This window comes from Gallibacterium sp. ZY190522 (assembly GCF_054166015.1).
Window position 1 is genome coordinate 1500785 of record NZ_CM135118.1, and the last position, 22049, is coordinate 1522833.

The following is a 22049-nucleotide window of genomic DNA, read 5'->3' on the forward strand; positions in this document are numbered from 1 at the left end:
CTGGAAATAATGGTACTGTGGTCGGACGAACTGCTATAGGCTGGAGTACTGGAGATACCGCTTACGGGGCATTCAGCAATGCGAAAGGAAGTTCAGTTTTAAATTCCAATTTTGGTTTAGCTGATTCTTTTGATCAGATTTATTCAAGGTCTTCAGGAGAGGCATTTCATCTCATCACTAATTCTAATAATAAACTAAGTTCTAATACAGGCGGCGATAATGTTGCTTTAGGTTTTAAATCTTCTGCTTTTGGTTTGCAATCTGTTTCTCTGGGAATGAAGAGCATTGCCAGTGGCACAAATGCCTTATCCGTGGGAACACGTTCTGTTGCCCGCGATAGCTACAGCGTTGCCATTGGTAGCGAATCAAAAGGAATGGGCGAAGCCTCTGTGGCAATGGGAACATTCTCCAATGCTTTAGGGAATTACCAACTAGATTTAACGAAATTTAATGATATTAATAACGATGGTTATAGCACAATCACCCAACCTGAGCAGACCTATCAAACTTCTAATGGAAGCGGTTCTCTAAAAGACAATTCATCGAAATATCAATTAATTACCTCCACGCTCAAAACGGGAACGGATGGCTCAACCACAATGGAAAGTAAAATTACTGCCCAAAACACATCTTCTAATAAAGAAGATGCAGCGTTAGGGGTAAAAGCTATTGCATTGGGAGATAGGTCGGCTTCTGTCGGGGTAAAAACCATCGCTAATGGAACAGCGGCTCTTGCATTGGGTACAGAATCTGTGGCAAGAACAAATTATGCCATTGCTCAAGGTTATCAAGCTAAAGCTTGGGAAGAAGGAGCAATTGCGATTGGTAAAAAAGCTAAGGCGAATGCAGAAAACGCTATTGTTTTAGGAAATGAATCTTCAAGTCAGTCACAAAATGCACTTGTATTGGGGAATAATTCTTCAAATCAATCACAAAATGGCGTGGTGATCGGTAACAATATTAATCTAAAAGACTCTTATAATGATTCTGTTGTAATTGGTAATAATTCTACAGTTGCAACCAATGGTGAAACACGTGGCATAAGTTCTTATAGCTCGGCAGAGATTGGCGGTTTAACTTATGGTGGGTTCACGGGAACTCCAACAAGTGTATTTAGCATTGGACCAGCAGGGGGCAGAACGTTACAACATGTTGCCGCAGGTAAATTAAGTGCCGATTCAATGGATGCCGTTAATGGTTCACAACTTTATCGCACTAATCTTGCATTAGGTAATTTAGCCACAACGCTTGTTAGCAATTTAGGTGGTAATGCGGCAGTTGTTAAAGAAAATGGCAATGATTTAGGCAATTTGACTTTTTCTGATATTGGAGGGACAGGGGAAAGCACTGTACATAACGCAATCCAGAAAATTGCAAATAGTACAGTAACTCTAGAAAGCGATAATGGTTTGAAGACGACAGCACAAAATCGTCAAACCAATTCTAGTTTTGGTATTAAAGGGGCTACTAATGGTGGAATCACCACCACTGCTTCTGGAGCTGATGTGCTAATTTCCCTTGATGATAAAACTAAAACGACTTTAGATAAAGTTTCTACCATTGAGGGAGAGCTAACCAAGACGAAGAGCGATCTTGCAACAACTAAAAACAATGTAACCACTATCCAAAATACTGTAAATCAGCTTTCATCAGGTAGAGCTAATACTGCGTTAAGTAATCTTACTGATGAAGGTAAAAACGCCATTACAGGGTTAGTGGATGTAAAAAGCAGTTCAACAGCTTTAACAGTAACTCCAGAAACAGATCAATCAACTCAAAAGAAAACCTTCAATCTCGCTTTAAATGAAGATGGTATAAAAGAGCTTGCTGGCACAAAAACACTAGCAAATGATATTAGTACAGCAAAAACACAAGCCATTAATGCTTCAAAAACTTACACTGACGGAAAACTAGGCAACATCCCATTAACAGCTGTCAATGGGAATAACAATGTTGCACCAACTACCATCACTCAAGCCATTAACCAAATTACAAGTGCGGTAAATTCTGGTTGGGAAATTCAACAAGGCAGCACAAAGAAAGGGGATATTGGTGCAGGCAAAAAAGTAAACTTTACCGATGGCAACCTAACTACAGCAAATGTAGAAATGTCTAATGATGTAGCAACAGTTAAGTTTGATGTGCAAACCACAAACTTAACCAATGATCAAACCACAGGTGCCGTTTCTGTAGCAAACGCAGATAAAAATAAATTGGTATCTGCTGAAAACATCGCAACAGCTATTAATAAAGCTACCAGTAGCCTAAGTTCTTCTTTGGCATTCAGAGGGGATGATAATGCTAATGTGAAAGTCGATGCAACAGGTGATACTAATACTAAAGTTGATTTAAAAAAACAAGCTCTTAAAGTGTTAGGCACTAAAGGGCAAATTAAAACAAATGCAACATCTGATGGCCTAACAATCTCCTTAGATTCAACAATTACAGATACATTAACAAACCTTGAAAAGGCTTCAAGCAGTGCGGCAGGGAATATTACAACTATTCAGAATTTACTCGGAAACACAGCCCCAACCACAACAATTAACGGAAATACCGCCGCACCTACAACAATTAGCGAAGCGGTTCAACAACTTTCTACCGCAGTGAACACAGGATGGAAACTAAAAGAAAATAATGCAGATAAAGGAAATGTTGGAGCAACTGAAGCTGTTGATTTTATTAATGGAAGCAATACTACCGCTATAGTTACAGCTAAAACAGCGGATAAACCAGCCGCAGTGAGTTTTAATGTAAATACTGCGACATTGGCAAATAATGATAGTACAGGTAAGATTATCGCACCAACAAAAGATGATGCGGATAAATTAGTCACGGCTGGAAATCTTGCAACAGTAGTAAATAATGCGGTTGATCCTAGTAAATTAGCGGCTAATGTAAAACTGAGTTATACCTCAACAAATGACACATCAACAGCGACTCCAGCAAAACAAGTCTCTTTATCAAAAGGACTGAATTTTAAATCGCTAAATAATAATTTAACTATTACAGCAAAAGATGATGGCGCAGTTGAATTTGAAGCGAAAGATTGGACAGATGATATTAACACAGCAAAAGCACAAGCCATTAGTGATGCACAATCTTATACTGATAAAAAATTAGGTGATACAACAACATTAACCTCTGTTAATGGTATCACAACTGCACCAACGAGCATTACACAAGCCATTAACCAAATTACAAGTGCGGTAAATTCTGGTTGGGAAATCCAACAAGGTGGCACGAAGAAAGCAGAGATTGGTGCAGGCAAAAAAGTAAACTTTGCCGATGGCAAATTAACTACAGCAAGTGTAGAAATGCCTACAGATAGCAATGTGGCAACAGTGAAGTTTGATGTGCAAACCACGAACTTAACCAATGATCAAACCACAGGTGCTGTTTCTGCTAGTGATAAAACTAAATTAGTTACTGCTGGCGATATTGCAAATGCTATTAACACGGCTACCAGTAGCCTAAGTTCTTCTTTGGCATTCAGAGGGGATAATAATAAAGATGTGGCAGCCACTGAAACAGGTGATACTAATACTAAAGTTGATTTAAAAAAACAAGCTCTTAAAGTACTAGGAACTTCTGGTTATGTTACAACAACAGCAGAAGCAACAGAAACAGGGAAAACCTTAACCATTGATTTAAATAAAACTTTAAAAGAGAAATTAGATAATTTACCTACTAATGTGAAGGAAAGTTTACAAACGATCAATAACAAAATTGGTACAGCACCACCTACTACAGAAAATGCAAAAACTCCAACCTCATCTGATGGACTAAATGGAAAAAGCCTAACAGAACAAATTCATGCTTTACGAGATGGTTTAGCAGGTAATGTGGTTTATACAAACCAAGATGGCGAGCGTTTAGTAAAAGGTTCTGATGGCAAATATTATGTTGCTGAAAAAGTGGGTGATAAAGTACAAGGACCTAATGGTAAATGGTATCCAAAGGGAACAACATTTAAAGAGGGCAATCCTATTACGAAAGATGGTTCTCCAGCTACCGCTTTGGCTGATGCGGATACACCAAAAGAAGTGGCTAAAGATAGCATTGTTTCAACAGCAGTGAATCCAGATGGTAGCACAGAAAAGCCAATTCAAATGGGCAATGTGAAAAGTGGTTTAGGGTTGGATGAAACAGCGACACCGATTACTGCTAAAAAAGCGAAAGAAGCTATTGCAGGAGCGGATGGGAAACCTGGTTTATTAACCAAATCTGGAGCAGGCTTAAACAAAGTGGCAACCGTTGGCGATTTACAAGCCCTTGCTCAAGCGGGTATTGATTTCTTAGGCAATGAAGCAGAAGGCAAAGCCATTCATAAAACCTTGGGTTCTACTTTGAAAATTGAAGGGAAATCTAACACTACTTATGGAGATGATAATAAAGCAAACTACAGTGCGGACAATTTAATTACCCATAATGATAAAGGCACATTACGCATTGAAATGTTGAAAACCCCAACTTTTGAGGGCGTGAAACTAGCAGCAAATGAAGGAACACCAATTAGCTTAACACCAAGCAAAGATGGTTCTTCTTTAACTTTGAGTAAACCAGGCGATGATGGTTCATCAACAATGCCTGTTGAATTGAAAGGCATTGCAGCGGGGAAAACAGAGAATTCTGCGATTAATAAAGGCCAATTAGATGAACTGAAAAATCAATTAGGTTTATCTGATACGCAAGAAGTGTCGCCAACAGACAGCCCAGCAGGAAAAGACGGTTTAGACGGTAAAACCTTAACCGAAAAAACCAATGCCTTGCGTGATGGTTTAGCAGGTAATGTGGTTTATACAAACCAAGATGGCAAGCGTTTAGTAAAAGGTTCTGATGGCAAATATTATGTTGCTGAAAAAGTGGGTGATAAAGTACAAGGACCTAATGGTAAATGGTATCCAGAGGGAACAACATTTAAAGATGGCGAGCCTATTGCGAAAGATGGTTCTTCAGCTACCGCTTTGGCTGATGCGGATACACCAAAAGAAGTGGCTAAAGATAGCATTGTTTCAACAGCAGTGAATCCAGATGGTAGCACAGAAAAGCCAATTCAAATGGGCAATGTGAAAAGTGGTTTAGGGTTGGATGAAACAGCGACACCGATTACTGCTAAAAAAGCGAAAGAAGCTATTGCAGGAGCGGATGGGAAACCTGGTTTATTAACCAAATCTGGAGCAGGCTTAAACAAAGTGGCAACCGTTGGCGATTTACAAGCCCTTGCTCAAGCGGGTATTGATTTCTTAGGCAATGAAGCAGAAGGCAAAGCCATTCATAAAACCTTGGGTTCTACTTTGAAAATTGAAGGGAAATCTAACACTACTTATGGAGATGATAATAAAGCAAACTACAGTGCGGACAATTTAATTACCCATAATGATAAAGGCACATTACGCATTGAAATGTTGAAAACCCCAACTTTTGAGGGCGTGAAACTAGCAGCAAATGAAGGAACACCAATTAGCTTAACACCAAGCAAAGATGGTTCTTCTTTAACTTTGAGTAAACCAGGCGATGATGGTTCATCAACAATGCCTGTTGAATTGAAAGGCATTGCAGCGGGGAAAACAGAGAATTCTGCGATTAATAAAGCCCAATTAGATAAGTTGAAAAATCAATTAGGTTTATCTGATACGCAAGAAGTGTCGCCAACAGACAGCCCAGCAGGAAAAGACGGTTTAGACGGTAAGACCTTAACCGAAAAAACCACTGCCTTGCGTGATGGTCTAGCGGGTAATGTGGTTTATACCGATCCAGATGGCAACCGTTTAGTGAAAGGGAATGATGGCAAATATTATGTTGCTGAAAAAGTGGGTGATAAAGTACAAGGACCTAATGGTAAATGGTATCCAGAGGGAACAACATTTAAAGATGGCGAGCCTATTGCGAAAGATGGTTCTTCAGCTACCGCTTTGGCTGATGCGGATACACCAAAAGAAGTGGCTAAAGATAGCATTGTTTCAACAGCAGTGAATCCAGATGGCTCAACTACTTCTCCAGTTCAAATGGGGAATGTGAAAAGTGGCTTAGGGTTGGATAAAACAGCGGAACCGATTACTGCTAAAAAAGCGAAAGAAGCGATTGCAGGTGCGGATGGGCAATCTGGATTATTGGCAATGAAAGGAGCTAACAACCTCAATAAAGTGGCAACGATTGGTGATTTACAAGCCTTGGCTCAAGCAGGATTGGATTTTAATGGAAATAATACTTCTACTATTATTCACCGTCCACTTGGTACGAAATTAGAGATTGTTGGCGATAACTCAGCGACTGATTTTACAAGTGCGGTCGGAAATATCAATGTTTTTGGCGACCCAACGAATAACAAACTAGTGATTCAGTTAAACAAGGTGCTGACGAATATCACGAGTATCGGCGGTGGCGTTAAAGGTTCGGTAACAGATAAAACATCAACAAAACCTGAAGATCAAAAGGCACAATTAACCTTTAATGATGATGATCTTGCATTAAATAATAAAACCTTATCTGGTGTGAAAAGTGCAATTAAACCAACAGAAGAAACACAAGGTAAAACAATGTTAGATCACCTTAAAGATGCAGCAGAAAATAAAGGCTCTAGTGTTGTGAATGTGGAAGATCTTGCAGGGGTTACCGCTGCGTTAGAAACTAAATTAGAAACTGAATTGACTGATAAAGGCTTATCTTTTGGTGGCGACAGTGGTGAGAAGGTTTCTCGCAAATTAGGTGAACAACTGAATGTGAAAGGCGGGGTAACTGATCCAGCGAAATTAACCGATGATAATATTGGTGTGGTTACTGATCCTGATAACAATGCGTTAATAGTGAAATTGGCGAAAGAGATTTCAAATATTTCTTCTATTACAACAGAAACGAAAGATGGGCAAAGTGCTACCTTTAATTCTGCGGGAATGACAATTACAGGCTCTGATGACAAAGCAGGACAAAGTGCGAGCTATGGTTTAGGTGGCACAACGCTTACGAATGGAGAAAATAAAGCGGAACTTAAGCCAGAATCTCTTACCTTTAGTGATGCGACAAATCCTGATGGGGCTAAGTCTTCACTGAGTAAAGATAGTTTGAATTTTACTAAAGAAGACGGCTCAAAAGGTATCAGTGTTAATGGTAAAGATGGCACTATTTCAAACTTGGCTGATCGCACCCTAGTAGGGAAAGACGGTAATGGCCCATTGAGTAGTGATTATGGTACAGGCGATAACCGTAATAATGCAGCTACAGAAGGAGCATTAAAAGATCTTGCGGATAAATTGGGTGTAAGCACACCGAATACTTTACCAATTGATAGTACTACTGGCCCAAGTGGTGCTGATGGTTTAAATGGAACTTCTGTGTTAGATAAAATCCAAGCATTGCGTGATGGAACTGCGGGTAATACGGTTTATACCAATGAACAAGGTGAACGTTTAGTGAAGATCACGACGCCAGATGGTTCATCAGCTTATTATAAAGCGGGAGATTTAACGAAAGATCCTACAACGGGAGCATTAACACCAAATCCGAATACAACACCTGTACCATCAACGAATATAGTGATATCAAACGTTAATCCAGATGGTTCAACCACTTCTCCAACGCAGATCGCCAATGTGAAAAGTGGGTTAGGATTAGATGGTTCAGCGGGTAATAATGGTGTGGATGGTAATCCGGCAAACCCTCAAGCAATTACTGCTGACGCAGCGAAAAAAGCCATTGCAGGAACCGATGGGCAATCTGGTTTATTAACCAAATCTGGAGCAGACTTAAACAAAGTGGCAACGGTTGGTGATTTACAAGCACTTGCTCAAGCTGGATTGGACTTTGTGGGTAACAATGAAGAAAATGTTCATCGCCCATTAGGTACGCAACTTAAAGTGGTAGGTGATGGCGTTGATGCAGCTAAAGCAGAAAGCTTTGAGAGTGCAACAGGCAATATTAATGTGAAAAGTAATGCCACAGATAATAGCTTAACAGTGCAGTTAGCCAAAGATCTGAAAAACCTAACATCATCTGAATTTAAAGATGCAGAGGGAAATACAACCACTGTAAATGGAGCGGGAATCACTATTACACCTCCAGCAAAAGATGATGGTAGTGTTGCACCTTCCGTTTCACTGAGTAGTAAGGGTTTAGATAACGGTGGTAATAAGATCACTAACTTGGCAAAAGGTGAGGATGATGGTGATGCTGTGACTATTGCACAGTTAAAAGAACTTACTCAAGCTGTAACGGGAAGTAGTAATATTAATATCGCGAATAAAGAGGTTAATAAAGATAATAAAGGATTAGATGACGGTACCATCTTTGAAGGTGAAACGAGTGGTGATGTTCTTGTACAAGATGGTAAACCTGTACTTAAAACCTATAATGTTTCTGACCAGAAAGAGTATTTAACCAACTCGGTATATACTGCAATTAGCAATATGAACGAGCAAGGGATTAAGTTCTTCCATACTAATGATGGTGAAACAAAACAGACAGATCAAGCGAGCAATACAGAAGACTCAAGTGCAAGTGGAGCTTACGCAACAGCTGTCGGTTATCAATCCAGTGCAGAAGGTGAAAATTCTTTGGCGATGGGTAGCGGTTCTGTGGTTAAAGGTGAAAACAGTATTGTTATTGGTTCTGAAGGCAGTGTTCACGGTAGTGATAGCATTAGTGTCGGAACAGGTAATGAAGTTTTCGGGAATAACTCAGGGGCTTTCGGTGACCCGAGTATTATTAATGCAACAAGCAGTTACTTAGTTGGTAATAATAGTACCCTTGGTTCAGGAGATGAATTGACAGCATTAGTTGAAGAACGGAAAGCATTAACTCGCCCTACGCGTCCAGGTAAATTGGAAAAGAAAGGTACAGACGAAACCGATCAAGACTATCAAAACAGAGTCAATGCTTATTTAGAAAAAATGGCGGAATATAACACCGCACTTGCGGATTATATGGAAAAACGCGAGGCAATTAATGAGAAAATCACCGCATTAAGTGAGAAAACTCAGGGGGTTATGGCAATGGGTAACAATGTGACGGTAACACAAGGGTCACACGGTGCCTTAGTAATGGGAAGTAACAGTTATGTTAATGTACTCAATAGTGGACTTGATACAAACATACAAGGTATTGCTATTGGTAATAACACCCGTGTTGATACGAATGCAAGTAGTGTTGCATTAGGTAGTGGTGCTCACGCTTTACAATCTTTAGAAGCGTTACAATCTGCAACCGTGTATGCCCACGAGCAGGCAGTAGGTAAAGGTAGTGAGGTTATTGGTGAGGTATCTTTCGGTAAAGAGGGAGAATACCGCCGTTTAACTAACGTAGCTGCTGGAGCTGCCGATACTGATGCGGTGAATGTAAGTCAGTTGAAAGGTGTTGCATCAAATATCAATCAACAACTGAATAATCTTTCTCAAAACATCAGTGGTGTTGCGGCTTCTTCCGCTGCAATGGCGAATTTACCTCAAGCTTATCTTCCAGGTAAAAGTATGGTTGCCGTTTCCACGGGTTACCATAAAGGGCAATCTGCTATTGCCTTAGGGGTATCTCGTATTGCGGATAATGGAAACTTGATTATTAGAGCAAGTGCTAGCCATAATACACAAAACGACTTTACTGGTGGAATTGGCGTTGGGTATCAGTGGTAAGATAATCTGCCCTCTTATTTTAAGAGGGCGATACTTGAGATTCGCTGAGATTTAATATTCAATAATATTCAAGTTGCAAATAAGGTCTAGATGAAAATCTAGACCTTTAAGTTATTTATAATTCTCTATTTTGAACTTTCTCTTTTTGAAAATTATTTTCAATAACTGAATTCTAAACCTCTTCTCTAAAATCTAGAAAACGTTTAATACCTTTTCCTTTTAGAGAAAATCAGAAGGTTTTATATAAAAAAGATAATGATAATTAAGATTTTAAATAATCAATCACAACCTGATGATGCTCTCCGGTTTTGAACTTATCGAATACTTTTTCAATCTCCCCTTGTTCGTTAATTAAAAAACTGATGCGATGAATGCCATCAAATGTTCTGCCCATAAATTTTTTCGCTCCCCAAACACCGAAAGCCTCTGCGACTTTGTGTTCTGGATCGGATAACAGAGTGAAATTAAGTTCTTTCTTCTGTTCAAATTGCGCCAATTTTGCCGGTAAATCAGGGCTGATACCCAAAACTTTCACATTTAACTTCTGCCACTCTGCTTTTGTATCACGAATGCCACACGCTTGGGTTGTGCATCCCGGTGTTAACGCTTTCGGATAGAAATAGACCAGCACTTTTTGTCCACGAAATTCGTTTAATGATACCGGTTGGGAATGTTGATCCAATAAGGTAAATTCTGGTGCCTTTGCACCTGCGGTTAAAGTTTGCATTGATTTTCTCCTTTAATTTTTACTCGCTTGTACTTGGCTTCCCTTCATTAAGAATGCTGAAGCTTCGTACAATGAAAGTATCAAGCTGTTTTTATTTGCAGCGGCTTTGTCCGCGCTCAAACAAATTATAGTGAAAAATAAAAAAATTGCTTGCAATGTAAGGTAATTTTGGCAATCTAGAAAACATTGTTTTTCTAAAAATTTTGTATTACAGCGAACAAACGCTCAGGAGAAATTTATGTCATCACAACCTTTATTTTCAGGCAGCATTGTTGCCCTCGTAACCCCAATGGATAGCGCCGGTGAAGTCAATTACGGTCAATTAAAAAAATTGGTTAATTACCATATCGAAGCCGGCACCAATGCGATTGTTTCCGTAGGTACCAGCGGTGAATCTGCCACACTAAGTATTGAAGAAAACATTAAAACCATTTTAAAAACGCTCGAATTTGCCGATGGACGCATTCCGGTAATTGCCGGAACCGGTGCCAATGCCACCAGTGAAGCGGTTACAATGACCAAATTATTAAACGGCAGCGGTATTGCCGGCTGTTTAACTGTAGTGCCTTACTACAACAAACCGACACAGGAAGGGATGTATCAGCATTTTAAAACCATTGCTGAATGTACCGATTTACCGCAAATCCTTTATAACGTACCGGGACGTACCGGTAGCGATTTATTGCCGGAAACTGTCGGTCGCTTGTCTAAAATCGAAAATATTGTCGGTATTAAAGAAGCAACCGGTGATGTTAGCCGCGTGAAAAAAATTAAACAGCTTGCCGGTGAAGATTTCATTGTGTTAAGCGGTGATGATGCGACTTTCTTAGATTCTATGAAAGAGGGCGCAGAAGGGGTGATTTCAGTTACCACCAATGTGGCAGCAGCAGATATGGCAAAAGTTTGTCAGTTGGCTTTAGCCGGTAAATTTGATGAAGCGGAAAAAATTAATCAACGTTTAATGGCATTGCACCACGATCTGTTTGTTGAATCCAATCCGATCCCGGTGAAATGGGCGTGCTACAAACTCGGCTTAATTGATGAACCGACACTGCGTCTACCGCTCACTGTATTAAGTGAAGCAGCGCAACCGAAAGTGATTAAAGCGTTGCAAACAGCCGGTTTATTATAATATTTAGCAATTTAATGGGGTGTTTATGCACCCCATTCTCATTTTTAGGGGAAAATTATGTCTTATCAAGTTGTCGCTTTTGATTTAGACGGCACATTATTGAACAGTAACGGTGAAATCTTGCCAAGCAGTGTTGAGGCGATACAAAAAGCCAAAGCTCTCGGTAAAAAAGTGGTGTTGGTAACCGGTCGCCATCATACAGCGGTGAAACCCTATTATCATCAACTTGGCTTGGATACGCCGGTAATCTGCTGTAACGGCACTTATCTATACCAAATGCAAGATGATCAGGTGTTGGCAGCCAATCCGTTGACTGCCGCCAAAGCGAAACGCATTTTGGATTTAGCCAATCAATATGGCTCTCACGTGTTGCTCTACTCCCGAGATGCAATGAATTTTCAGGTATTTAATCCCCATATGACAAAATTCAAAGCGTGGGCAGACAGTTGTGATGAGGCGGTTCGTCCGAATGTACGCCAAGTGCCTGATCTCTATCACTTTATTAGCAGCGGCGATATTATTTGGAAATGTGTTATCAGTGCACCAAATCGGGAAGTGATGTTGCAAGTGGTAGATCAACTGCCGGCGGATCAATTCAGTTGCGAATGGTCGTGGGTTGATCGTGTTGATATTGCCAATGTCGGCAACAGTAAAGGTGGGCGTTTATTGCAATTATTGCAAGCGTGGCAAATTGATCCGCAACAGGTCATTGCATTTGGCGATAACCATAATGATACCAGTATGCTATCGAGTGTCGGCTTAGGTGTTGCGATGGGTAATGCTGAAGAAGAAGTGAAACAACAGGCCAACTTGGTCACCCTTAGCAACGATGAAAATGGCATTGCTGCTACACTTGAGCAATATCTTTTTAATTAGTCGCAGGTAAACCGCTATATTGCGTAACACGTCCGTGGCGGGCAAAGCCGAATAAAGTGAGGTTGTGTTGTTCCGCCATTTCCACCGCTAACGCCGTCGGTGCGGAAATTGCCACCAGCATTTCAACACCACAAGCCAAGCATTTTTGCACCATTTCATAGCTGGCACGACTGCTCACAAAAACAAACCCTTGCGGACGCTGATGCGTTGCATACCATCCTAATAATTTATCCAGTGCAACGTGCCGTCCGACATCTTCACGAATTGCCAACAATTCACCTTGAGGATTAAAAAAAGCGGCGGCGTGTGTTGCGCCGGTTGCTTGCGCCAAAGGTTGATGCTGTTCCAGTTGTGTTAAACAACCATCGAGTCGATTTAACTCCAATGTGAACGTTGGCGTAATAGAGGCATAATGACGTTTCACTTGTTGTAACTGCTCCACGCCACAAATACCGCAACCGGTTCTGCCGACTAAATTTCGCCGATATTGCTTTAAATCGACAAATTTGCGCGTGGACAGTTCTATTTGCACTTCAATCCCTGCGCAACTCGGTTCAACATCAATGCCATAAATCTGTTTCGGATCATCAATAATGCCTTCGGTCAAAGAAAAACCAATCGCAAAATCTTCTAAATCTTGGGGTGTGCACATCATCACACTGTGAGAAATATCGTTATAAACCAAGGCTACCGGCATTTCGACCGCTAACGTTTCCATTTTTTCTTCCGCAATCAAGCTCGGATCACAAAAATTCACTTTTTTTTGATAAAAAACACTTTTCTTATTAATGAACTGCATCACATTTTTCCCAAAATACCTATAATAAGTAGGTGTATCTTTCTAGCGATCGGCATATGCTTGCCGACGTAATCCTCGATATAAACAGACAATTGAACGTTGATTATATTACAAAGAAAGAGTAACCTACACCGCAAAATGTATGGATTACATTTTGATTACAATCTAAAACAAATTTATTAACCACTCTATTACTATCCAACAAGGAGTATCTATGCAGGTCACAAGAAGAAAATTCTTTAAGATCTGTGCAGGTGGAATGGCTGGCACAAGTGCCGCTATGCTCGGGTTCGCACCGGAAGCGGCATTAGCTGCTCCTCGTGAGTATAAATTATTACACACGACAGAAACGAGAAATACCTGTACTTACTGTGCTGTTGGCTGTGGAATGTTACTTTATTCCATTGGCGATAAAGCAAAAAATGTTAAAGGCAAATTGTTCCATATCGAAGGCGACCCAGATCATCCTGTAAGCCGCGGTGCGCTTTGTCCAAAAGGCGCAGGTGCCTTAGATTATGTAAACAGTCCGAATCGTTTGCAATATCCGGAATATCGTGCTCCGGGTTCTAAAGAATGGAAACGTATTTCTTGGCACGAAGCAATTACTCGTATCGCTCGTTTAATGAAAGATGACCGCGATGCCAACTTTATCGAAACCAATGCAGAGGGTACTCCGGTAAACCGTTGGTTAACCACAGGTATGTTGGCGGCATCGGCAGCGAGTAATGAAACCGGCATTTTGACCCAAAAATGGGTAAGAATGTTAGGTATCCTTTCTGTAGACAACCAAGCGAGTATCTGACACGGACCAACGGTAGCAAGTCTTGCTCCATCATTTGGTCGCGGTGCGATGACCAATCACTGGGTTGATATTAAAAATTCCGATCTCGTTATCGTGATGGGCGGTAATGCCGCTGAGGCACACCCTGTCGGTTTCCGTTGGGCAATCGAAGCGAAGAAAAACAATGGTGCGAAAATTATGGTGGTAGATCCACGTTTCCATCGTACCGCGTCTGTCGCCGATATTTATATGCCGATTCGTTCAGGTACCGATATTGCATTCCTCTCAGGGGTAATCAACTATCTATTAAGCAACGACAAGATCCAGCACGAATATGTTAAACACTATACCAATGCAACTTTCTTAGTAAACGAAGGCTTTGGTTTTGAAGAGGGTCTATTCAGCGGCTACGATCCTGAAAAACGCCAATATGATAAATCCACTTGGTCTTATCAGTTGGATGAAGAAGGTTTTGCTAAACGTGATATGACTATGCAAGATCCGCGTTGTGTCATTAATCTATTGAAGAAACACGTTTCCCGTTATACACCGGAAATGGTTGAACGTATTTGCGGAACAAAACAAAAAGATTTCTTAACTTTCTGTACTGAAATCGCTAAAACAGCCGATCCGGCGAAGGTTGCCACCTTTATGTACGCATTAGGTTGGACTCAACATACTGTCGGTTCACAAAATATTCGTACTATGGCAATGATCCAGTTATTACTCGGTAATATCGGGGTCGCCGGTGGTGGTGTTAATGCATTGCGTGGGCACTCAAATGTACAAGGAATTACTGACTTAGGTCTATTCCCGCATATGTTGCCGGGCTATATGGGCTTACCAACCGATAAAGATATTTCTTTAGAAACTTATCTCAATCGCATTACACCGAAACTTTCACAAAAAGGTCAGGTCAATTACTGGGGCAACACACCTAAATTCTTTATCAGTATGTTGAAAACTTTCTTTGGTGATAAAGCAACTGCCGACAATCAATTCGGTTATCACTTCTTGCCGAAGATGGATCAAAAATATGACCACTTCCGTTTCATCGATATGATGTATGCCGGCAAAGTCAACGGTTATCTCTGCCAAGGCTTTAACCCGATTGCTTCATATCCGGATAAAAACAAAGTGATCAGCGCACTCAGCAAACTGAAATTTTTAGTTGTTATGGATCCGTTAGCAACAGATACTTCCGATTTCTGGAAAAACTACGGTGAATATAACGACGTGAAAACCGAAGATATTCAAACTGAAGTCTTCCGTTTACCGACTACCTGTTTCGCTGAAGAAGACGGTTCAATCGCCAACTCAGGTCGTTGGTTACAATGGCACTGGAAAGGTGCTGCTGCGCCTGAAGAAGCCAAACCGGATGTTGCTATTCTTTCTGAAATTCGTGAAGCAATGTTAGAGCTTTACGATAAAGAAGGCGGTCGCGGAATTGAACAACTTCACGCGATGTCGTGGAATTATCTAAATCCAATCGAACCAACAGCCGAAGAATTAGCGAAAGAAAATAACGGTTATGCACTTGAAGATCTTAAAGATCCGAACGGCAATATTTTGGTTAAAAAAGGTGAATTATTACCAAGTTTCGGTCTCTTACGTGATGACGGAACAACCTCCGCCGGTAACTGGATTTATACCGGTCAATGGACAGAAAAAGGCAATATGATGGCTCGCCGCGACAGCTCTGATCCATCAGGTTTAGGTAACACTTTAGGTTGGGCATTTGCGTGGCCGTTAAACCGCCGTATCATCTATAACCGTGCGTCCGCCGATTTACAAGGTAAACCTTGGAATCCGAAACGCCAATTAGTGAAATGGAACGGTAAAAACTGGAACTACGTCGATGTTGCCGACTTTGGTGCTGCACCGCCGGGAAGCGATGTGACTCCGTTCATTATGCAACCTGAAGGGGTTTCTCGTCTGTTTGCTATCGATAAGATGGCAGAAGGTCCGTTCCCTGAACATTATGAACCGATTGAAACACCGATTGGTACAAACCCATTGCATCCGAACGTGGTTTCAAACCCTGTGGCGCGTATTTTGGCATCAGACAAGGAATCTTTCGGTTCACACGAAAAATTCCCTTATGTTGGAACAACTTATCGTTTAACTGAACATTTCCACTTCTGGACGAAGAATTCACTATTAAATGTGATTGCACAGCCGGAACAATTTGTGGAAATCAGCGAACAACTTGCTGCCGAAAAAGGCATTAAACACGGCGATAAAGTAAAAGTGACTTCTGTTCGTGGTTATATTAAAGCAGTTGCTGTTGTTACCAAGCGTATTCGTCCACTAGAAGTTGACGGTAAGCCGGTACATACTGTCGGTATTCCGATTCACTGGGGCTTTGTCGGTGTCGGTAAAAAAGGCTTCTTCGCCAATAACTTGACACCTCGTGTCGGTGATGCCAATACGCAAACACCGGAATTCAAAGCGTTTTTAGTTAACATTGAAAAAGTAGCGGAGGCATAAGATGGCAGTTCAAACTCAAGATATTATCCGCGCCTCAGCCACTTCAGCGCTAACACCGGCACCACAAGTGCGTGATCACACGGTAGAGGTGGCAAAATTAATTGACGTAACAACCTGTATCGGTTGTAAAGCGTGCCAAGTGGCTTGTTCCGAATGGAACAATCTACGTGCCGAACCGGGTGAATGTGTCGGTAGTTACGACAACCCGGTTGATTTAGAGCCAAAAGCTTGGACAGTGATGAAATTCAACGAAGTTGAAGAAAATGATCGTCTTGAATGGTTAATCCGTAAAGACGGTTGTATGCATTGTGCCGAACCGGGCTGTTTGAAAGCTTGCCCGTCGCCGGGAGCTATCATTCAGTATGCAAACGGTATTGTTGACTATCAATCTGATAAATGTATCGGTTGTGGTTACTGTATTGCCGGTTGTCCATTTAACGTTCCTCGTATCAATCCGGAAGATAATCGTGCTTATAAATGTACGCTTTGTTCTGATCGTGTCAGTGTCGGTCAGGCTCCGGCTTGTGCGAAAACTTGTCCGACCGGTGCAATCCATTTCGGTAGCAAACAGGAAATGTTGGAATATGCTGAAAAACGCGTAGCGGATCTTAAGAGCCGTGGCTATGAAAATGCCGGTATTTATGATCCTCAAGGTGTTGGCGGTACTCACGTAATGTATGTGCTACACCACGCTGATCGTCCTGAACTCTATTCCGGTTTACCAAAAGATCCACATATCAGCGAAGTGGTTTCGCTCTGGAAAGGCATTCTTAAACCACTTGCCGGAGTGGCAATGGGCGCATTAGCGGTAGGTGCGGCAGCTCACTACATTGCAATAGGTCCAAACACTGAAGAGATGGATGAAGAAAAACCGCTTGATCCGCACGAAAATGATGAAAAAGGAGGGAAATAACGATGGTAGATTTAAACAAAAAAGTGTTACGCCATAATACCAAAGAACGTTTAAGTCACTGGCTTGTTGTTTTCTGTTTTTTCACAACAGGATTGTCCGGGCTTTCATTCTTCTTCCAAGACTTCTCTTGGATTGCTGATATTCTTGGTACACCGCAACTGGCAAGAATTGTGCATCCATTTACCGGATTAATTATGATTGCGGCTTTTATGGTGTTGTTTAAAACCTATTGGCGTGACAATTTAATCGAAAAAGGCGACTGGCGTTGGCTGTTAAATGTGGTGGAAGTGTTGAAAGGCAACGAACACCACGTGTCTGATGTCGGTCACTACAATATGGGACAGAAATTGCTTTTCTGGACGCTCATCGGCGCATTATTGCTGTTGTTAGTGACCGGAATAATTATGTGGCGACCTTATTTCGCGCCATCATTCCCAATTCCTGTTATCCGTGTTGCGATTTTATTACACGCTTGCAGTGCAATCGCTTTAATCCTCGGCATTATGGTCCATATCTATATGGCGATTTGGGTGAAAGGGTCAATTACCGGAATGCTTGTCGGTACTGTTACTGCACGTTGGGCGAAAAAACATCACCCACGTTGGTTCCGTGAAGAAATCAAACCGATTTTAGAACGAGAAGAACAACAGGAAAAACAATAATATGAGTATTCGTATCCTACCGGAAAGCGAAATCAAACAGGCAGCGGAGGGGCTAAACAGCCCCCCGCTTCTTTTCGCGAATCCTAAAAATTTATATCAACGTCGAGCGAAACGCTTACGTCAATTAGCGGAAAACAGTCCTTTCAAAGATTATTTGCAATTCACCGCAAAAATTGTTGATGTACAGCTAAGATTATTACAAGAACAACCTATCGCAAAAGATCCTCGTTTAGATAAAGAGGTTCTAAGCGCAGAAGTTCTCGCCTCACAGCCATTACATTTCAAAAACTGGAAACGTGATGCTGTTTGGCAAACGCTACTCACTCATCTACTTGAAGAGTGTAAAAGTTTTGCCGATGGTGTCATTGCCGATACCATCGAAACATTAGAAAAAATGTCTATGCAACAACGTGAACAAATTGCTGATCATCTATTGAACAGTGAATTTGAAGCGGTAAGCAGTGATCAGGCAATTTTTGTGTGGGCAGCTTTAAATCTTTATTGGGTACAATTAGTGCAACAAATTCCACATCACGCTAATGCGGAACTCGGTGAACATCGCCATTTCTGCCCGGTATGCGGTTCAGCACCAATCACCAGTGTGGTTCATTTCGGCACAACACAAGGCTTGCGTTATGTACATTGTGCGTTGTGTGAAAGCGAATGGAATATTGTGCGCAGTAAATGTACAAATTGCGAACAAACTGCACATATCGATTATTGGTCACTTGATAGCGAATATGCGGCGGTCAAAGCGGAAAGCTGCGATGATTGCCACAGCTATTTGAAGGTGTTATATCAAGATAAAGATCCTAATGTTGAACCGGCGGCAGATGACTTGGCAACCTTGTTGCTCGACAATGAAATGGAAGAAAAAGGCTATGCTCGTAGCGGCATTAATCCGTTGCTCTTTCCAGTCGGTTAAATGCTAATAAAAAGGCTTTGTCATTAGATTTCATCTTTGCGGCAAAGCCCCTATTTCCTCAAATTTATTCTACTAATTCCTTTCTTAATTTTGCCGCCACATAACCACAACTTGCCTTGAGTTTTAAATTTTTCTCAGCAATAAAATGCCGCAACGCTTGAATTAATTTATCTCCTACACCTTGATTACGTAAACTCACATCAACGAAAGTATGATCAGCATTAATCATCGTTTCATTCAGATAAACATAACTCAAAAATGCGACACACTGATGCTGTTTCTCAATAAAAAAACGCCCTTGTTTCCCATTATCCTGATGTTGAATTTCCAACTCCATCTTTTATTCCCTCGTTTTTAGCTGGTTTAAAATCGAACAAAACAGCATAAATGCTCAATAAAAATTCATTGTTCTCAACGACAAATCAGCTCATATATTTAGCCTGATCAATTTCAGTGGTAAATGGGCTCTCTTCGGTCGGGATTTTCTTCTCTTCCGCCGCCCATTCGCCTAAATCAATTAATTGGCAACGCTTACTACAAAACGGACGATAAGGGCTTTTCTCCGACCATTCCACCTCTTTGTGGCAAATCGGGCAAGGAACAGTAAATATCTCTTCTTTTTCACTCACTTTATCTGACATCTTTCACCTCTGTTTGTGCTAATCGTAGATACTTTTGATGCAACTGCTGCACTTCATTTTTTAACGTTTGTAGATTTTCCGGCGTTAACTGCTGTTCATTACTGATAACATCATCCGCCTCTGCTAAACGTTGTTGACGTGAAACTTGTGATTGCATAATTTTTCTAATCAATGCTGCTGAATTTTGATCACGTCGGATTGCCCGTTGCAACTGGGTTTCTTCACTGACATCAACCACTAAAATACGATCACAATAATGCTGCAGATGATTTTCCAACAACAAAGGCACAACCCATAATACATAAGGTGCTGTTTGTTGCTGTAATTGTCGCAACATTTCCTCTCTGATTGCCGGATGTAACAACTGGTTAAGCCACTGTTTCTGCGCTTCGTCATTAAATACTTTTTGCCGCAACGCACTACGATCCAATGCCCCTTCGGCAGTTAATATCTCCGAACCAAAATGTTCCGCAATTTTTGTCAACAGTGGAGAACCTTTTTCCACCACCTGACGAGCCACAATATCGGCATCAATTATCGGCACATTGAGTTCCGTAAACAGATCGGCAATCGTGCTTTTGCCGCAGCCGATACCGCCGGTCAGCCCGACCACATAACTCATTCATTACACTCCACTTAATTTAAAAAAGAGAGTTTGCCGCTCTCCTGTAATAAAAATAGACTTAACGCTGCAATCACCAAACTCGGTGCAAAGGGGATATAACGCCCTCGACCACCGCTTAAAAGTAAATAGTGCAGTATGGCTATTATACTGGATATGAGTAACAGATAGGGAAGAAAATATACTGAAATCAATAACGCTAACGAGGGGAATAATAAAACATCACCGAGCCCTAATGCGTTTGTTTTTCCGCTTAAATATAACAAAAGATAAAGCAATAATCCGGAAACAAAAGCGGTAGAAAAGCTAATCACCGCATCAAAAAGTGCTAGTGAACTTATTTCAAACGCTGCCAACAATAATGCGCAAACCAACAATAAATAACAGTGGATCACAGAAATTCGCTGATATTGATAATCCAATATTGCGACCTGATAACATACGGAGTAAAGCACATAATACAACCACGCTACCCAACTCTTCATCGTTAAAAAATAACAGGCTAGTGCAATCAGTAAGTAGCAAAGAAGATGCAAGCTGCTCTCCACGTTAAAACAAACTGAAGATTTTTCAGACAAAATAGCGTGCTGTTGTTGATGCCAACAGAAGAAAGCAACACTCAACAACAATAAAACCGCAACCATCATAAAACCACATTGCCCATATTAAAAATCGGCAGATACATACCGGCAATAACCACACCAATAATCGAGCCGATTATTAACATTAATATCGGCTCCAATAATTTAGAAAACACCTCCACTTGATTAGATAAATTTTGTTGGCTCTGTTCCGCTAAATAGTGCAACATCTGCACCAAATTGCCGCTATTTTCACCGATAATAATCATCTGTTTTGCCTGATAGGGAATAAAGCGACTGCTCAACCCTGAAGAAAATCGTTGCCCTGCCTGCAAGCTCTGTAAACATTGCTGTGCTTCGATCGCTAAAATGGATTCTGTTGCTGCTCGGCTTCGTTGATAACCGGATTGAGGCACAAAGGTGGCTAAACTCTGTTGCAAGGTTATGCCTGAATTTAACATTGAAGAGAGAATGGTATAAAACTGAATTTGTTGTAACTGCAAATAAAGCCGCTGAATTGACGGCACTAAACAAGCCAATTTCAATAATTGCCGACGTAATGAAGGAAACATCAGATAACACCACCGTAGCACCACAATGCCTACGACAAATACCGCCAATAATTGCCACAGATAATTTTGCAAAAATTGCGAGCTCTGTAATAAAACTTGTGTAATCAACGGTAAGGCGTGCTGTTGTTGATCATATAAATCAGCAAATTTAGGCACAATAAAGAGCAGCAATAACACCGTTAATAACATTGACACCGACAACATCATTAACGGATAAAACATTATTTTTTTCATCTGCTGCCGTAACTTTAGTTGTCGCAATTTATTATCCGCTAATTGTTTCATTACCTTTGCCAATTGTGCGCTGATTTCACCGCTGTATAACAATTGCCACTCCTGTTCCGATAAAAATTGCTTTTCATTTTTTAATGCCGTTGATAATGAAAAACCACTGTTCAATGCGGTTAAGCACCGCCCTATCAGTTGGTATAAAGAGGTTGAATCACAACTTTCCTGTAACATCTGCAACGCCGGTTTCAACGGTATCTCTGCCTGCAACAATAATGCGAACTGCAATAAAAATTCAGCTTGTTTCTCTAATGTTAGTGTGGAGAAAAATTGCCAATTTTTATTTAATGAGGATAAAAAGATCCCTTGTGCAAAAAGGCGTTGACGTGCCTGTTCCCGATCGTCCGCAATCAATACTCCTTTGACGCTATTACCAAATTGATCTTTTCCTTTCCAACGATATTCCGGCATTGTTTTTCT

14 protein-coding genes are annotated in these 22049 nt (G+C 41.0%); 7 read left to right on the plus strand and 7 right to left on the minus strand.

Annotated features, from left to right (window positions below; translation table 11 throughout):
• The first annotated feature begins 17 nt into the window (after positions 1–17).
• A complete protein-coding gene (locus ACXPAV_RS07330) occupies positions 18–9620 on the plus strand; it encodes a YadA-like family protein (RefSeq protein WP_458003109.1) in 9603 nt (3200 codons plus the stop codon).
• A gap of 262 nt (positions 9621–9882) precedes the next feature.
• On the opposite strand, the gene bcp is transcribed toward ACXPAV_RS07330, so the two are convergent.
• Complete coding sequence (bcp, locus tag ACXPAV_RS07335) at positions 9883–10347, minus strand: thioredoxin-dependent thiol peroxidase (protein ID WP_210640547.1); 465 nt, start codon at positions 10345–10347, stop codon at positions 9883–9885.
• 238 nt (positions 10348–10585) lie between these two features.
• Here bcp and dapA point away from each other — a divergent pair, with 238 nt between their 5' ends.
• Together dapA and ACXPAV_RS07345 are read left to right on the plus strand one after the other, a co-directional pair.
• Entirely contained in the window at positions 10586–11479 is an 894-nt protein-coding gene (gene dapA / locus ACXPAV_RS07340) for a 4-hydroxy-tetrahydrodipicolinate synthase (RefSeq protein WP_018345923.1), read from the plus strand.
• A 57-nt stretch (positions 11480–11536) separates the two neighbouring features.
• Positions 11537–12355 (plus strand): pyridoxal phosphatase, encoded by an 819-nt coding sequence (locus ACXPAV_RS07345; protein ID WP_458003110.1) that lies wholly within the window; start codon positions 11537–11539, stop codon positions 12353–12355.
• Here ACXPAV_RS07345 and fdhD read toward each other — a convergent pair.
• On the minus strand, positions 12348–13154 hold the full coding sequence (gene fdhD, locus ACXPAV_RS07350) for a formate dehydrogenase accessory sulfurtransferase FdhD (RefSeq protein WP_039148368.1): 807 nt from the start codon (positions 13152–13154) through the stop codon (positions 12348–12350). The genes ACXPAV_RS07345 and fdhD overlap by 8 nt on opposite strands.
• Positions 13155–13368: 214 nt before the next feature.
• On the opposite strand from fdhD, the gene fdnG reads away from it, so the two are divergent.
• From fdnG to fdhE, 4 genes are read left to right on the plus strand one after another with little or no spacing between them, the layout of a single operon-like run.
• On the plus strand, positions 13369–16425 hold the full coding sequence (fdnG, locus tag ACXPAV_RS07355; RefSeq protein WP_458003111.1) for a formate dehydrogenase-N subunit alpha: 3057 nt from the start codon (positions 13369–13371) through the stop codon (positions 16423–16425).
• A gap of 1 nt (position 16426) precedes the next feature.
• Complete coding sequence (fdxH, locus tag ACXPAV_RS07360) at positions 16427–17338, plus strand: formate dehydrogenase subunit beta (protein WP_018345919.1); 912 nt, start codon at positions 16427–16429, stop codon at positions 17336–17338.
• Positions 17339–17340: 2 nt separating this feature from the next.
• Positions 17341–18000 (plus strand): formate dehydrogenase subunit gamma, encoded by a 660-nt coding sequence (locus ACXPAV_RS07365; RefSeq protein WP_302508092.1) that lies wholly within the window; start codon positions 17341–17343, stop codon positions 17998–18000.
• Between the two features lies 1 nt (position 18001).
• Positions 18002–18925, plus strand: coding sequence for a formate dehydrogenase accessory protein FdhE (gene fdhE / locus ACXPAV_RS07370; RefSeq protein ID WP_021461527.1), 924 nt, complete (start codon positions 18002–18004; stop codon positions 18923–18925).
• A 64-nt stretch (positions 18926–18989) separates the two neighbouring features.
• Here fdhE and ACXPAV_RS07375 read toward each other — a convergent pair whose 3' ends face one another.
• From ACXPAV_RS07375 to ACXPAV_RS07395, 5 genes are all read right to left on the minus strand, one after another.
• Positions 18990–19262, minus strand: coding sequence for a GNAT family N-acetyltransferase (locus ACXPAV_RS07375; protein ID WP_335798736.1), 273 nt, complete (start codon positions 19260–19262; stop codon positions 18990–18992).
• Between the two features lie 85 nt (positions 19263–19347).
• On the minus strand, positions 19348–19566 hold the full coding sequence (yacG, locus tag ACXPAV_RS07380; protein ID WP_018345915.1) for a DNA gyrase inhibitor YacG: 219 nt from the start codon (positions 19564–19566) through the stop codon (positions 19348–19350).
• The gene (gene coaE, locus ACXPAV_RS07385; RefSeq protein ID WP_458003112.1) at positions 19556–20188 is read right to left on the minus strand and encodes a dephospho-CoA kinase; all 633 of its coding nucleotides are present in this window, start codon (positions 20186–20188) and stop codon (positions 19556–19558) included. The genes yacG and coaE overlap by 11 nt, the downstream gene beginning before the upstream one ends.
• 14 nt (positions 20189–20202) lie before the next feature.
• Entirely contained in the window at positions 20203–20835 is a 633-nt protein-coding gene (locus tag ACXPAV_RS07390) for a prepilin peptidase (protein ID WP_458003113.1), read from the minus strand.
• A complete protein-coding gene (locus tag ACXPAV_RS07395) occupies positions 20832–22040 on the minus strand; it encodes a type II secretion system F family protein (protein WP_458003114.1) in 1209 nt (402 codons plus the stop codon). The genes ACXPAV_RS07390 and ACXPAV_RS07395 overlap by 4 nt, the downstream gene beginning before the upstream one ends.
• Positions 22041–22049: the final 9 nt, after the last annotated feature.

Coding starts and splice junctions, on each gene's coding strand:
- bcp (WP_210640547.1), bottom strand. CDS start 10,347: ATGCAAACTTTAACCGCAGGTGCAAAGGCACCAGAATTTACCTTATTG.
- dapA (WP_018345923.1), top strand. CDS start 10,586: ATGTCATCACAACCTTTATTTTCAGGCAGCATTGTTGCCCTCGTAACC.
- ACXPAV_RS07345 (WP_458003110.1), top strand. CDS start 11,537: ATGTCTTATCAAGTTGTCGCTTTTGATTTAGACGGCACATTATTGAAC.
- fdhD (WP_039148368.1), bottom strand. CDS start 13,154: ATGCAGTTCATTAATAAGAAAAGTGTTTTTTATCAAAAAAAAGTGAAT.
- fdxH (WP_018345919.1), top strand. CDS start 16,427: ATGGCAGTTCAAACTCAAGATATTATCCGCGCCTCAGCCACTTCAGCG.
- ACXPAV_RS07365 (WP_302508092.1), top strand. CDS start 17,341: ATGGTAGATTTAAACAAAAAAGTGTTACGCCATAATACCAAAGAACGT.
- fdhE (WP_021461527.1), top strand. CDS start 18,002: ATGAGTATTCGTATCCTACCGGAAAGCGAAATCAAACAGGCAGCGGAG.
- ACXPAV_RS07375 (WP_335798736.1), bottom strand. CDS start 19,262: ATGGAGTTGGAAATTCAACATCAGGATAATGGGAAACAAGGGCGTTTT.
- yacG (WP_018345915.1), bottom strand. CDS start 19,566: ATGTCAGATAAAGTGAGTGAAAAAGAAGAGATATTTACTGTTCCTTGC.
- coaE (WP_458003112.1), bottom strand. CDS start 20,188: ATGAGTTATGTGGTCGGGCTGACCGGCGGTATCGGCTGCGGCAAAAGC.
- ACXPAV_RS07390 (WP_458003113.1), bottom strand. CDS start 20,835: ATGATGGTTGCGGTTTTATTGTTGTTGAGTGTTGCTTTCTTCTGTTGG.
- ACXPAV_RS07395 (WP_458003114.1), bottom strand. CDS start 22,040: ATGCCGGAATATCGTTGGAAAGGAAAAGATCAATTTGGTAATAGCGTC.